The organism is Brumimicrobium oceani (assembly GCF_003143775.1).
In the GTDB taxonomy this organism is placed as follows: Bacteria; Bacteroidota; Bacteroidia; order Flavobacteriales_D; family Crocinitomicaceae; genus Brumimicrobium; species Brumimicrobium oceani.
Window position 1 is genome coordinate 193,294 of the sequence record NZ_QFRJ01000003.1, and the last position, 15,142, is coordinate 208,435.

Consider the following 15,142-nt stretch of genomic DNA (forward strand, 5'->3'; position numbering starts at 1 on the left):
CTACTGCATTTCCTCCAGCGATTGTGAAAGTAGCTGTGTTGTTGGAAGCTGTGTAAGTATTTCCATCAATCCATGTGTAACTGTCGCACGCTGTTTGAACATCTGTTCCTGTTGTAGAATTGTTGATTGTTAAATCTAAAGTTACGATAGAATCACAACCTACTGTATTTCCTCCAGCGATTGTGAAAGTAGCTGTGTTGTTTGATGAAGTGTAAGTATTTCCATCAATCCAAGTGTAACTGTCACACGCTGTTTGAACATCTGTTCCGGTTGTAGAATTGTTGATTGTTAAATCTAAAGTTACAATAGAATCACATCCTGCTGCATTCGTTAAAGTGTGCGTTGCGGAATTGTTGGAAGCTGTGTAAGTATTTCCATCAATCCATGTGTAACTGTCGCACGCTGTTTGAACATCTGTTCCTGTTGTAGAATTGTTGATTGTTAAATCTAAAGTTACGATAGAATCACAACCTGCTGCATTCACTAAAGTGTGAGTAGCTGTGTTGTTTGATGAAGTGTAAGTATTGCCATCAATCCAAGTGTAGCTGTCACACGCTGTATGAACATCTGTTCCCGTTGAACTATTGATCGTTAAATCTAAAGTTATAATTGAATCACAACCCACAACATTCGTTAAAGTGTATGTTGCCGTATTGTTGGATGAAGTATAAGTAATTCCATCCATCCATGTGTAGCTATTACATGCCATTTGAACATCCGTTCCGAACGAGGAATTATTAATTGTTAAATCTAAAGTTACAATAGAATCACATCCTGCCGCGTTTGTTAAAGTATGCGTGGCCGTGTTGTTTGAAGCTGAGTAAGTATTGCCATCTATCCAAGTATAACTATCACATGCAATTTGAATATCTGTTCCGAATGTTACGGAAAAACAAGTTGTATTTCTGAAAGCCCTAGAAATACCTTGATCAATTCGATTTCTCCCAGTAATCAAGACATCGCTATACCCATCATTATCTATATCACTAAAGGCTAACGAACCAGACAAAACGGAATCAAAGGGTGTACCTGAAAGCTCTACAAAAACTCCAAGACCATTATTGGTATATAATTTAGAAATAGGTTGACTAGAACTATTTTTCCCTGTAATCAAAACATCCTCATCGCCATCATTATCCACATCGCTGAAGGCAATAAAACTGTCTCTTACCCCCTCAAAGGGAGTACCTGTAATTTCCGTAAATACGCCCAAACCATCATTGGTGTACAACTTGGAAATATATTGACCTGCGCCATTCTCGCCAGTAATCAATAGGTCGCCATCTCCATCATTATCTACATCACTAAAGGCTACACAACCATAAACAACCCCTTGGAAAGACGTACCTAGCACTTCTGTAAAATTTCCTAAACCATCATTGGTATACAATTTAGAAGTATGTTGACTAGCGCTATTCATTCCTGTAATCAAAACATCTTCATCTCCATCATTGTCTACATCACTAAAGGCAACAGAACTATAATCAACCGCTTCAAAAGGAGCAGCTATCACTTCGGTAAAAACACCCGATCCATTATTGGTATACAACTTGGCCACAGGATTATTAGAGCTATTCCGTCCCGTAATCAAAACATCTTCATCTCCATCATTATCTATATCACTAAAGGCTACCGAACCATTTCGAACTCCCATAAAAGGAGTGCCTGTAACTTCGGAAAAAAAACCTAATCCATCATTGATATATAATTTAGAAATATCCTGATCAGAGCTATTCTCGCCCGTAATCAAAAGGTCTTCATCACCGTCATTATCTACATCACTAAAGGCTATTGAACTTCTCATTACTGCTTCAATAGCCGTCCCTGTAAGCTCTGTAAAAACGCCCAGACCATCGTTGATGTACAATTTTGAAATGCGTCGATTAGGAACATTGTACCCCGTAATTAAAACATCCTCGTCACCATCATTATCCACATCACTAAAAGCTATTGAACCTCTCAAAACTCCATCAAAAGGAGAACCTGTAACTTTTGTAAAGAACCCAGATCCATCATTTATATATAACCTGGATGATTGCATAAAAGAGCCTAGAAATCCTCCCATAAAAATATCTTCATCTCCATCATTGTCTACATCACTAAAAACTAAAGAACCTAATCCAACTTCTTCAAAAGATGTACCCATGACTTCCGTAAAAACTCCCGAGCCATCATTAGAATATAATTTGGAAGACGTCTGAAAGGAGCTATTAGCTCCCGCAATCAAAACATCGGCATCTCCATCATTATCTACATCACTAAAAGCTACCATACTAAAAATGACTCCTTCAAAAGGAGTGGCTGTAACTTCTGTAAAAACACCTAAACCATCATTGGTGTAAAGTTTAGAAATATGTTGACTCGAGCTATTTTCACCTGTAATCAAAACATCTTCATCTCCATCATTATCTATATCACTAAAAGCTACAGAACCATTTCGAACTCCCATAAAAGGCGTACCCGTGACTTCCGTAAAAACACCCAACCCGTTATTGGCATACAGTTTAGAAATAATCAACCCTAAATCACCCTCACCCGTGATCAAAACATCCTCATCACCATCATTATCCGCATCACTAAAAGCTATAGAACCTCTCAAAACTCCATCAAAAGGAGTACCTATAAGCTCAGAAAAAACACCAGCGCCATCGTTAGCGTATAATTTAGAAATGGGTTGACCAGTATTATTACTTCCTGTAATCAAGACATCTTCATCGCCGTCATTATCTATATCACTGAAAGCTATTGAACTAAAACTAACTCCATCAAAAGGGACACCTACAAACTCTGTAAAAAGACCCGAACCATCATTTAAATATAATTTTGAAATGGGTTGACCAGAATCATTTTTCCCTGTAATCAAAAGGTCCTCATCGCCGTCATTATCTACATCACTAAAGGCTATAGAACCTTCCGCAACTTCTTCAAAAGGCGTACCCATTACTTCTGTAAAACCACCAAAACCATCATTAGCATACAATTTTGAAATGATTTCCACATTTCCAGTATATCCCGTAACTAAAAAATCTTCATCACCATCGCCATCTACATCGCTAAAAGCCACAGAACTTTCAATTAACCATTCAAAATCTGCAATAATTTGAGGTGCTGGTGGAGGTGGGAAAATTCGTTCAAAAGAGATTTGAGAGGAAAGTAATTGCGCCGTAAACAACGCAAATAATAAACTAATTCTTTGCATAATAATAGTATTAAATTTGTTAATTATATGACGAATTTAAAAACTATACTTTTAATTTAGGCTTCAAACAATATGACTTTAATCATTTCATTACAAGACTAATATCTTAATTGATATGTAACATTTGTACTTTCTAAAGGCTCTGTAATTATTGAATGGGCTATCCGATACTTTGTGATTAAGCGGTGAACTGATAAGACCCTTGGCAAGTTTCTATTTCAACAAATTGAAAAAGAAATTTATCTCAGGGTAGTATTAGGCTAAGGGCATATTTCAAGAATGGAGAAACCTTGTCAAATTAAAGAGGGAACCATTTTCTATGGTAATTTATTAAACTGCTGGTAAAGTTCACGACAAGCATTATTATTTATTTTGAAAAAGTTGTAAAAAAGTTCGCTTCAGCATACTAATAAGCCTGATAATCAAACGAAATAGCCTTTTTTTACTAAACTGCCAATACAATACTTGAATAGCATTTATTTGTTTTTTTAAATATTCATCTAGGAACTAAACACTCAAGCCCCCTTTGCTTTTGGGGAAGTACTCACTAAGAAACTCAGCAAAAAACAAAATGCTTGAAACCAAAAAACCGATTCCAAAACTCAATCTCCTCTTAAGGAAAATCAAGTTTGGAATCGGTTATTAAAAACTAAACGACTCTAAAATGAAGTCTAATTCTTTATTACGCGGTGGATGCTTTCGCTTGTTCCATCCGTAATGCGAATCATATAAACTCCTTTTTCGTAAGCAGATAAATCTACTTGCACTGAGTTATTCATGATGTTTTGTTCTGTCAACTTACGGCCTGTTGCATCAACTACTTCTAAAGCATATTGATTAGACTCAAAATTCTCAAACTGAACTGTCACCACTCCACGGGTTGGATTCGGATATAGACTTATTCCTAAGATTTTGTCTAAATCATTTAAGCCAACATTGTCCACTAAAATACAGTCAGAAGTATCTGTACAATTTCCTTCCGTTACAATCACTGCATAATTTCCATTAGCCAAAGCTGTGAAATCTTGATTCGTCTCTCCAGCAATTGGTGCATTTCCATTGTCACAGTCAATCCACTGATAAGTTGCCCCTACTGCATTTGCAGTTAAGACCACACCCGCAACGCTTGTTGTAACATCGACAGTATTGATGGTCAAATCTAAAGTTACGATAGAATCACATCCTACTGCATTTCCTCCTGCGATTGTGAATGTAGCTGTGTTGTTTGATGAAGTATAAGTATTTCCATCAATCCAAGTGTAGCTATCACACGCTGTTTGAACATCTGTTCCTGTTGTGGAATTGTTGATTGTTAAATCTAAAGTGATAAGAGAGTCACAACCAAATGCTCCAGCACCAGGTATAGTATGCGTTGCTGTATTGTTTGAAGCAGTGTATGTGTTTCCATCAATCCATGTGAAAGTTTCACATGCAACTTCCGTATCCGTACCTGTTATAGGCGAAGATAAGGTTGAGAAAGTGAAAGGTCCAACGAATGTACTTACCAAGCTACCACAATCTGCCTCAACATAATAATCATAGTCTGAACAAGGGTTTAAACCTGTCAAAGTGTAAGGGTTACTTGTTACTGTTACTTGCGTTCCTGATCCAGGAGTGAATCCTGCAGATCCATACTCAATATTCCAAGTCGTTGCTGTTCCATTTTCTGTCCAACTTAAGTCAGCAGAGTTTAGTGTAATATTAGCAACACCTAACGCTGATGGGTCTGTACAAACAGGTGCTTCCATAACGAAGAAGTCATCTACACCTAAATCATTTTGATAATAATTAGACGAGGTTGTTCCTGTTGCAGCAATTGCATAAATTCTAAACTTTGTAGTTGTTGGAATTCCAGCTGGAAGTGTACCAGAAACTTCAACCCATGATGTAAAGTTTCCTGTTTCGGTAGTGATATTTACCCATGCACTACCATCCCACGCATCTAGCGCTATAGTGTGGTTCGTGGAATTATCTGTATTATCAGACGCAAACCAGAAACCAACCAATGGAGTTGTCAAGCCGCTCATATCAATGAAAGGAGAAACCATTTCATTGGCTGTGATATCACCTGAGGCATCAATCCACATATAGTTACCAGTACCAGATGTATGATCACCTAGATCTGGCAAATAAGCGTGACCTGTATTCACAACATCATCTGTTACTTCCCATAAATCTGACAGCGTTTGCGGCTCCCAACAAGTAGGTAAATCCGTGTATGGACTCGTTAATGCAAGACCATCAAAGTCCTGCATATATGGTGCAGTAATTGCAAAGCATGGCGTAAAGAATGTGGAAACCAATGACCAAGCACTGGTATCTCCCACCGTACAGATTGCTCTTACATATACCTCATAATCGGTATCATCTGTTAACGCTGTTAAAACTGCAGAATTACTTGTTTCTGTACTTCTCGTACCTGAGCCTAGAGTAAATCCTGGTGCTCCATACTCCACTTCCCACTCCATTGGTGAACCAGATTGGGTCCATGACAAATTTGCGGTAGTAGCTGAAGTCGCGTTAGCGAGCAAATTGGTTGGCGCTAAACAAGTAGGAATAGCTTCGTAGTTAAATTCATCTATTCTGATGTATTTATAAGTTCCCCCGTCTAATTCATGCGCAAGCACAATGTATTCGTCTGTTCCATTGTAACCATTTGCAGTTGTAATATCTACAATAACTTGCTGGTAGGTATCATCTGCAATAAAGGTAATGGTTTCAATTGGGTTAAATGTTGACGTAGGCGTTGGTGCAGCAATTGTACCCACAATCAGTCGTGTGGTCACATTATCTGCGTTTGCTTGGAACCTTACTCTTTTATCGCCTGCTGGTAGATCTGTAAATTGAGGTGACAAAGCAATTAGAGTATCTGTAACACTTGACGCACTATTGTATAAATACAAAGCTTGAGAACCAGCAAAAGGTGCCGATGTTCCAGTGAAATCCTCTACTTCTACCCATGCACTGCTATATGATGCGTAAGAATCCCAACAACCTGGGGCCATGTCCAACATATCATTTTCAAATCCATTATAATAAGGAGCAGTATATGGAACACATAAAGTAGTAAAGTTTGAAGCAAAAGTCCAAGTACTTGTATCTCCAACAGCACAAATTGCTCTTACATAAACATCATAGTTTGTGTTATCGGTCAACGAACTTAAAGTTGCATTTGTTGAACTTTCTACGCTACTTGTACCTGATCCTAAAGTAAATCCAACTGGTCCATATTCGACTTCCCAAGATGTTGCTGTTCCATTTTCAGTCCATGCTAAGTCTGCTGAAGAAGAAGTAATGGCACTAACCGCTAAATTTGAAGGAGCAACACAATTAGGAATCGTTTCATAATTAAATTCATCTATTCTAATGTATTTAAAAGTTCCTCCATCCAACTCATGAGCAAGAACAATATATTGGTCTGTTCCGTTGTAACCACTTGCTGTTGTAAACTCTACAATTACCTGCTGGTATGTATCATCCGCATTGAAGGTAACCACTTGAATTGGATTAAATGTTGATGAAGGAGTTGGTGCAGCAATTGTACCTACTATTAATCGTGTAGTTACGTTATCTGCATTGGCTTGAAATCTAATTCTTTTATCACCCGCAGATAAATCAGAAAACTGTGGTGTTATAGCAATCAAAGTGTCTGAACCTACTGTAAAGCCCGAACCACTATAGATATAAAGTGCCTGATTTCCGAGGAAAGGCGCCGCTGTTCCAGTGAAATCCTCTACTTCTACCCAACCATTAGAAATAGTAGAATAAGAATTCCAACATCCAGGTGGCGTATCTAAAGGATCATTTTCAAAACCATTATAGTAAGGCGCTGTGAAAGCTGAACACAATGTTTTGAACGACCATGCACTAGACCATTCACTCGTGTCACCAGGCGCACAAATTGCTCTAACATACCATTCGTAATCTGAGTACGGAGACAATCCTGTGGCATTATAATTTGTTGAATTCACAATGAATGAATTTGCCGTAGCTCCAGGTGTAACACCAGGTGCTCCTAAAGTCACTTCAAATGAAGTAGCAGATACATGGGTCCACGATAGATCTGCACTTGAGCTTGTAATATTTTGAGCTATCCCCGCATTGGCTTTGAAGCACGAAATTGTCGACTCAACAACAAAGAAGTCATCTATACCTAAATCATTCTGATAATAATCCGAAGACGTTGTTCCCGTTGCGGCAATAGCGCGAATTCTAAATTTTGTTGTTAAAGGAACTCCATTAGGTAAAGGACCACCCACTTCTTTCCAAGCAGGGAAATTACCTGATTCTGATGTAACATTTACCCAAGTAGAACCGTCCCAAGCATCTAAAGTGATGGTATGGTTCACATTATTGTCCACATTGTTTGAGGCAAACCAAAATCCGATATAAGGAACAGTTAGTCCAGTCATATCAATCAAAGGGGTTACCATCGCATTTTCTGTGATATCACTTGAAGCATCTATCCACATATAATTACCCGTACCAGTGGTGTGATCTCCAATGTTTGGTAGATAAGCGTGTCCTGTATTTGTTACATCATCTGTAACATCCCAAAAATCTGGTCCTACTTGAGGCTCCCAACAACTTGGCAAATCAGTATAAGGAGAAGATAAAGCCAAGCCATCAAAGCTCTCATTGAATGGCGCAACGAATGCTGCACATGGCGTTGTGAATGTTAAGGGAGCTGAGAAATTACTGGTGTCTCCAGGAGCACAAATAGATCTCACATAAAAATCATAAGTTGTACTCGGAGCTAAAGATGACAAGACTTGACTTGTTGTAGCAGTGACATTCGATGTCCCACTTCCAGGCGTGTAACCTGTAACATCATACTCAGTAATCCAAGAAGTAGAAGTTCCATTCTCTACCCAATTGAAGGTTCCTCCTGAACCACTTGGCAATAGAGATAGACTTCCAGGTTTCGCACACGTTGAGAAGTTTTCTACTACGAAATTATCGATGTAAACATTATAATCTGTGTTACTCACCGAAGACCTTCCATAAAAACCAATCTTTACGATTCCACTGTAGGCAGATAAATCTAAAGTTACAGTTTCACCAGCGTTTGAAGGCTGATCTCCTTCGGTGTAGAGTTTTAGAATGTTAGATTTTGACCATGTTACTCCGGCATCCGTTGAAATTACGACTGCCATAGTATCATCAATACTCATTAAGTCTGTTCCAGAGCCTGAGTAATCTGTTAAACCTATATCGAATTGAATTTGATAAGCACCCGTCCCCAAATCTATCTCTGGTGACACGAGCCATTCGTCAATTGTTGTTCCATAAATATTAATTCTTGCTGATCCTGAAGAACCTGAGTTTAGAAATCCATCTGAAGTCCAGTTCGAGGTTGTAGCAGTATAAGTACTTGCATTACCTAAAACCCCCGTTGGTTTCTGTCCAGCAGGTAGGGACATAGGTGCTAAATCCCTCAAAGTAAGTCGGTGTGACCGTGCATTGAGCATTTGATTTAGCATTGGGGTTCAGAGCCAAAAGCCCTAAAAGCATTCCTGCTAAAAGTGATTTTGTTTTCATAAGTTTTCTGTTAATAAATTAAATTATCGCTTTACCCATAACTTTTAAGGATAAAATTTGCTTTGTGAAATTACAAAAAAATTAAAAACCGAACAACAATCTGTTAAGAAACAAGTATCTAAACCAAAACTCCAAGAAAAAAAAATGTTTATGTGAGCAGGATCTCACTCTAAATCTAAAAAAAGAAAAAAGCCCCAAATGTTTTTATGGGACTTTTGATTTTTGGCTTTGGTCATATTTTAGTCAGTACTTTTCTATAAAAAGTGTCGTCTGCTGTTGTCTGAAGTAACACAACAAATTTATATTTGAGACAAGCCAATTCTATACGTGCTACTACGTATTTTAAGATATATTTCGGAGTATCATGATCGCTGAGCTTAGACCATTAGCGATGCCTTTCAATATTCATAAGACAAAACTTAAGGATTTGATTAAGCTAGATCCATGTTTTATTCTCATTTACCCAAGCCAATAAGGAGATTGACTTTTCTTTTAATCCTAGCTTACTTATAATATTACTCCGATGTTTTTCAACAGTTCTAATTGAGATAAAAAGCTGTTCCCCTATCTCTTTTGTGGATAGGTTTTGCGCTATTAGTTTTAAAATTTTGCGCTCTGAAGGAGTAAGGTATTCTAACTTATTCATTTTTTTTTCAGCATCAATTAAAGTCCTTGAGCTAAACACCTTGCTATAATATTCTTTGCCTTCTAGTATTGCTTTGAGGCAATTTTCAATTTCTGATACGGCATCCTCTTTCAACACATATCCTGCAATATTTAGCTTTTTTGCTTTGAGTAAAAACGCTGCTTCTTGGTGATAAGATAAAATGATGAATTTGGTAAAACAATCTGGATTGGCTTCACATTTCTTGGCAATCGTAAGCCCATCCACAAATGGCATTTCTATATCCAATATTGCTATTAAAGGCTTGTGCACTATCAACAAGTCCCATGCTGCTTTACCATCATTGGCTTTTAATAAATTTGTATACCCTAGGTTTTTAAGCTGTACATACAAACCTTCTAGCAAAATTGGGTGATCGTCCGCAATAAGTATTTTCGGCATTTTAAAGGGGGATTTTTAATTGAATAATTGTTCCTTGCCCAAGCACTGAAGAAATAACAAGTTGAGTTTTGAGGATATTGGCACGCTCTTTTAAGGTTTTCATTCCTAAAGAATTCATCAGCATTGCTTTTTCCGCTTGATCAAAACCTTTTCCATAATCCTGAATTTTAACCTCCACCATGGTCTTATTATTCTTTACGAGAATTAGCAAAGAGGGAGAACCTGAATGTTTTATCACATTATTTAAGGCTTCCTGTACTATTCTGTATAGGTTTAATTCTTGTTTCTTATCCAACAGACCATCAATGTCTTCAACTTCTTTACTCACAAAAAGATCTGTACTCTCATCCACAGACGTCACTAATTTATTCAATGCTGCGGTGAGTCCAAATTTCTCTAAAATGAAAGGGTGTAGACCTTGCGTGATGGTTCGAACATTCTGTAAAGCAGAGGCGATTAAATTTTCAAACTCGTATTTTTCCTCCAAAACAGCCTTCGTTTTCAACAATATTAAATCTTGTCCAACAGAGTCGTGCAATTCCCTTGAAATTCTCTTTCTTTCTAATTCTTGCGACTCTATCAATTCTTGAGAAAATTGAGTTTGAGCTTGCTCCTTTTCTGCCAAATACCTCCCCTCCTTTTTCGTTTGTCTATTTCTTAAAATCAAAAAGAAAATTCCCACCAGTAAAAAAGATAAAATAGCTATTCCAATAAAAAGAGAGTTTTTTGTTTCCAACTTTTGTGCAGCGATAATTTTCTGTTTCTCTTGTTCTGCCTCATAAATAGCTAATTCTTTTTCTATCTCAAATTCACTCTTTAACTGATAAGTCCTTTTTATCTGATCTTCGCTATTTATGCTGTCTTTGAAAATGCTCACCTTTTTCAGAAAGATTAGGGATTGTGCAAAGTTCCCCAAGTGTTCATTGGCCTCTGCCAAGCACTCACAAACCTTAACTTTATGAAAGAGAGAAACTGTGGGTTCAAAAAACTTCCAAGCTTTTTGACATAATTCCAAGGCCTTTGCAAAATCTCCTCTTAATAAAGCTATACTTCCAAGATCATATTGGGCAATGGCTACAATTTCATCACTTTGAAATTCTGGAGCTTTTGTTAAAACAACCTGTATATAGTCTTCTGATTTACTGGGCTCTCCCAAATTTAGGTAAAGCTTAGACAAGATGGAACTGTACACCACTTCTCCATAAGGGTCGGGATTATTGAGCACCAAATCATATCCTTCCAAGGCATATTTAAGCGACTTTTCATATTCCTGAAAATGCAAATGAAAATCAGCATAGGAATATAGCAAATGGATTTTTACTCGGTAAGAGTCATACTTTTCTGCATAATTCTTAGCCAATTCAAAGTACTTTATGCCTTGGTTATAGTCCCCAAATTGTTTATAAGCGTCTGCCAAAGTAACATAAACACTATAACTTTGAAAATAGTCCACCGTATCTAAATATTGTATTGCCTTTTGCAAGTCCAATATCGCTAAATCATATTTTGATTCTGAAATAAAGTAGGACGCTCTTTTTCTTAGAGCGCTGACAAAAACTGTCTTTTCCTTTTCTTTGTCAATGTCGGCATTCGAAATAACATATTCACTATATTGCTTAAAAGAATCAATCTTTCCCGTAGCAATATAAGCATAAGCCAATTCATCGGCAATCAATAATTTTGCAAGGGGAAATTTTTCCTTGGAGATCTTTACAAAATAATGCTCACCAAGACTTTGTATTTCAACAAAATTATTTTTGCTGGAGTAAACACCCAAAAGCTTAGAAACAATATCTGGTGAATTATTCAGTTGATTTGTCTCACTTAACACTAATGCTTGATGAAGATAATGCAAGCTGCTATCCAGGCTCTCGCTCTTGTATTGCTCTGCGACCTTTATAAATAGGCTAACTTGTCCGGCAACATCTTTGGTCTCATCAATGGAATATTTCAACGAATCAATTGGTGTACTCTGACTTACAGATTGCAAAACAAATGCAAAACTGAGACAAATCAATAGGTATTTGTAAATTCTCATCATTCAACAAAGAGTTCCTTATTCAATATCTCTTTAATTTTATCATTATTCCTGAGCGCATTCAACTGCCCGTAAAAATAAAGATAAAACGATTGACTTTAGCGCATTGGTAAATAAATTGCTTATCGGAAACTTTACCACCTGTTGAATATACAACAATAAAAGTTCTCTCTTTAACTTGGCCAGATTCTTCCATAGTCGAAAATCTTAATTTTCAACTATGGTCGGGATGACAGTTGTAGGCGCTGGGAGGCCATTGAGAGTATGAAGCAAAAGCGATCATATCTTTAAACCTTGAGCACCGGGATTAGAAGGAGATATTCCCCATTCTTGATTTTAAATCATCCTTGTAAATGTCTATAACTTGTTTTAAAACATTTTCATTTTCATCTTTCAAGACCAACTTGAAAATCATTCTTTCATTATCAGCAGTTAGCGTCAAATAATCCGCTATGGACAACATGACGTCAAACTGTCCTTTCATCTTGTTAAATTCTGAATCACCAAGTGTTTTCAAATCCACAAACAACGAAAAAGGCTTACTTCCAAAATCTTCCAACCCCTTTACTTTATGCATTTCTCCAATTTCAAAATCAGATTTTAAGGTGTCGTTACTGTGCATAACAACCGATTTATCCTTCATTAAAAGCATGGAGTTCTCAATTTTAAAATAGCCCTCACCCAAATCCGAAATCACTTCCTCGCTTGCAAATGTTCTTACTAAGTCTTTCATATTTTGAGGATTTTTACCTAAGCCCAAATAGAGATGTGAGTTGGGAAGATTATTTGAATTGTCCATTTTGTCGCTGTCCTCACTATTGCTAATCATCATTCCTAGATCTCCATTCAGAATATCAGATAAATTTTCATTCGTTAAAGAAGCAAACATACTTCCCATAGGCCCCATAGAATTGTAAAAAGACCTCTCTGCTTCCGGAGAAAAATCTTTCATCAGATTTTCCAACTTCTCTATATCCAAAGACATGGCCATGGCCATAATTGGCTCTCCAGGCCCTAGGTTGTTTAAGACATCATTCGCTACTTTATCCTTAAAAAAAGTGTTTTTTTTCATTTTATCGTTCACCCTTGAAAAATCCATTTTCGCCGTTAGATTTCCATTATTAAAATCTACTGTCATAAAGAAGTGGCCACCTCTCACCATTTCCTTAATCTCTGCTTGATTTTCTTCCGCCAAGTCATTCAATGAAGTATTTGATGTCTGGTACAAATTCTCTAAATCACCGGCTAATAAAATATCGGTGGTTGTGGCTAAGATTTCGGTAACATCAGTGTCTTTTTCCTCGTTCTTAAAAGAAGCAAAAGCGTTAAACAGTTTATCTTTTGGGTCATCTCCAAAATTTCCTGACACCATTACCACAGTATGCTCATTGAAGCCTACGGCCATATTCATATCAAAGGAAACGTTCATATCATTTACTTCCTCAAAATAAAACCCCATCTCTTTAAACATTTGCAAGGTACTGTCCTCATTTTCAACACTCATAAAGACATATGCGTACTTGGGTATTCCATCGTTATTCAGGGGTCCTTCAAGCGCATAATGTATTTTGTCGGTTAGTCTTAAACTATTTTCAAACGATTCCATTTGATTATTCACAAACTCTCCAATTGTGGGAATCTGACTCAATTGAGCTTTTCCTTTGATGGCCAAAATATTTACATATCCATATCCCACTACCTCATCGGAGGAAGTTACAAATCTTGCAACATCAGCATTCAAATCACTGGAACTTTTCCCGTTACAGCCAATTAATAAAGTTGAAATTAAAATCCCAGAAAACAAATACGATAAGAACTTATTCATAAATTTCATTTAGTTTACCCAAAAATAATGAAATCAAATTATAAAAGACTGATTGGGTTAATAATGAACGTTAAATCTGGATTTGAAATGGTTTTAAGAAATCCAGTTCAAATGTTTTATAGTGTATAATTTTAGCCCAATTATTCATTAATGTCCTCCCTCCCTTTTTTGGTTAAACAAAACTTCTCAATTCTTGTTTTTAAATTTAAATGCTTGAACGCAACTTTACAAGCAGTTTACTAATTTAAAAGAGAAAATGGTTCTCTACTTAATTTGACTAGATTCTTCCATTGTTGAAAAGCATAATTTTCAACAGTGATCAGGAAGACAGCTGTGGAAAATTTCTTTTTCAATTTGTTGAAATAGAAATTTGCTGAGGATCTTGTCAGTTCTTAGCTGAATCACCTACTTGCTTAGATATATTTGCTGGTAAAGTATCGGTCTTATTTGTAACTTTGTATTATGCATGAATTAGAACCTTATTTTAATTGGAGAGATCATTACATATCATCGGAAGATGAACGTTCTCCTTTTTTCAACAAAGAATACAGCGAATTTGAATTTTCAGATAGAGTGTATAATTATCTGTTGCATCCTCAATGGGATAACTTTGGTTCTTCCACACTTTTTATTAAGATTTTGTACGCGGATTACGAAGAAGGATTTACGGTTATAGAATTGATTGGGGAATGGAATGATGCGATAAATAATGATATAATGACTTTGAAAAGAGACATTATTGAGCACCTAATGGAAGAAGGAATTGACAAGTTTATATTGATTGGTGAAAACGTGCTTAACTTTCATTATTCTGACGATTGTTATTACGAAGAATGGTTTGAAGAATTAGAAGATGGATACATCGCAATGGTTAATTTTCATGATCATGTGGTTAGGGAGTTTAATGAAATTCACTTAGATCAATATTTTGTTTTAGGTGGAGAATTGGAGGATGTTTCTTGGAGAACCTACACACCAGAGCAATTTTACGGTAAAATAAATTCTTATGTACAGAAAAGATTAGGTTAAAAATGCTTAGTTGTCATTCGTTAAAATTCCAACTACTTTTTTATCTATTGGAAAAGTTACATCTTTCTTCTGTAAATCCGATAATTTAACCCAGCGATGAGACTCTATTTCTCCCTGATTAAAATCAAAAGGAATTTTAGTCGCTTTGATGGCTTCAGTATTTTCTACCGACACTTCATAGTAAACACTTATTATCTGATCATCAAAATGAAAGGCAGATTTTTGATAGAAATCGGTTAAGTAAATCAATTCTTTTACTTTTATTTCTACACTCAGTTCCTCCTGAAACTCTCGAATTAAGCAATCTTTTATCCCTTCTCCCTCCTCCAGTCCTCCCCCTGGAAATTTCGTAAATTCCTTACCAAATCGGCGCTCATCAGAGAGTAAAACTTCATTATTTGAATTCTTTAAAATACCATAAACCCTGATGTTAAACGCCATATC

Annotated in this window: 7 protein-coding genes; 1 reads left to right on the forward strand and 6 read right to left on the reverse strand. The window is 36.5% G+C overall.

The features are described from left to right. From DIT68_RS06140 to DIT68_RS06160, 5 genes are all read right to left on the reverse strand, one after another. The coding region (locus DIT68_RS06140; protein WP_199223386.1) for an FG-GAP repeat domain-containing protein at positions 1-3,199 on the reverse strand (3,199 nt) is incomplete at its 3' end. A 671-nt stretch (positions 3,200-3,870) separates the two neighbouring features. Continuing rightward, complete coding sequence (locus DIT68_RS06145; protein WP_158276124.1) at positions 3,871-8,640, reverse strand: fibronectin type III domain-containing protein; 4,770 nt, start codon at positions 8,638-8,640, stop codon at positions 3,871-3,873. 536 nt (positions 8,641-9,176) lie between these two features. After that, positions 9,177-9,806: a response regulator transcription factor gene (locus DIT68_RS06150; RefSeq protein WP_109358942.1), complete on the reverse strand. Its 630-nt coding sequence runs from the start codon at positions 9,804-9,806 to the stop codon at positions 9,177-9,179. A 1-nt stretch (position 9,807) separates the two neighbouring features. Then, positions 9,808-11,847: a tetratricopeptide repeat-containing sensor histidine kinase gene (locus tag DIT68_RS06155; protein ID WP_109358943.1), complete on the reverse strand. Its 2,040-nt coding sequence runs from the start codon at positions 11,845-11,847 to the stop codon at positions 9,808-9,810. A 304-nt stretch (positions 11,848-12,151) separates the two neighbouring features. Then, the gene (locus DIT68_RS06160; protein ID WP_146194140.1) at positions 12,152-13,669 is read right to left on the reverse strand and encodes a hypothetical protein; all 1,518 of its coding nucleotides are present in this window, start codon (positions 13,667-13,669) and stop codon (positions 12,152-12,154) included. 462 nt (positions 13,670-14,131) lie between these two features. On the opposite strand from DIT68_RS06160, the gene DIT68_RS06165 reads away from it, so the two are divergent. Then, the gene (locus DIT68_RS06165; protein WP_109358945.1) at positions 14,132-14,698 is read left to right on the forward strand and encodes a hypothetical protein; all 567 of its coding nucleotides are present in this window, start codon (positions 14,132-14,134) and stop codon (positions 14,696-14,698) included. A gap of 6 nt (positions 14,699-14,704) precedes the next feature. Here DIT68_RS06165 and DIT68_RS06170 read toward each other — a convergent pair whose 3' ends face one another. Beyond that, positions 14,705-15,139: an NUDIX domain-containing protein gene (locus DIT68_RS06170; RefSeq protein ID WP_109358946.1), complete on the reverse strand. Its 435-nt coding sequence runs from the start codon at positions 15,137-15,139 to the stop codon at positions 14,705-14,707. Between the last annotated feature and the right edge of the window lie 3 nt (positions 15,140-15,142).

Coding starts and splice junctions, on each gene's coding strand:
- DIT68_RS06150 (WP_109358942.1), bottom strand. CDS start 9,806: ATGCCGAAAATACTTATTGCGGACGATCACCCAATTTTGCTAGAAGGT.
- DIT68_RS06155 (WP_109358943.1), bottom strand. CDS start 11,847: ATGATGAGAATTTACAAATACCTATTGATTTGTCTCAGTTTTGCATTT.
- DIT68_RS06160 (WP_146194140.1), bottom strand. CDS start 13,669: ATGAATAAGTTCTTATCGTATTTGTTTTCTGGGATTTTAATTTCAACT.
- DIT68_RS06165 (WP_109358945.1), top strand. CDS start 14,132: ATGCATGAATTAGAACCTTATTTTAATTGGAGAGATCATTACATATCA.
- DIT68_RS06170 (WP_109358946.1), bottom strand. CDS start 15,139: ATGGCGTTTAACATCAGGGTTTATGGTATTTTAAAGAATTCAAATAAT.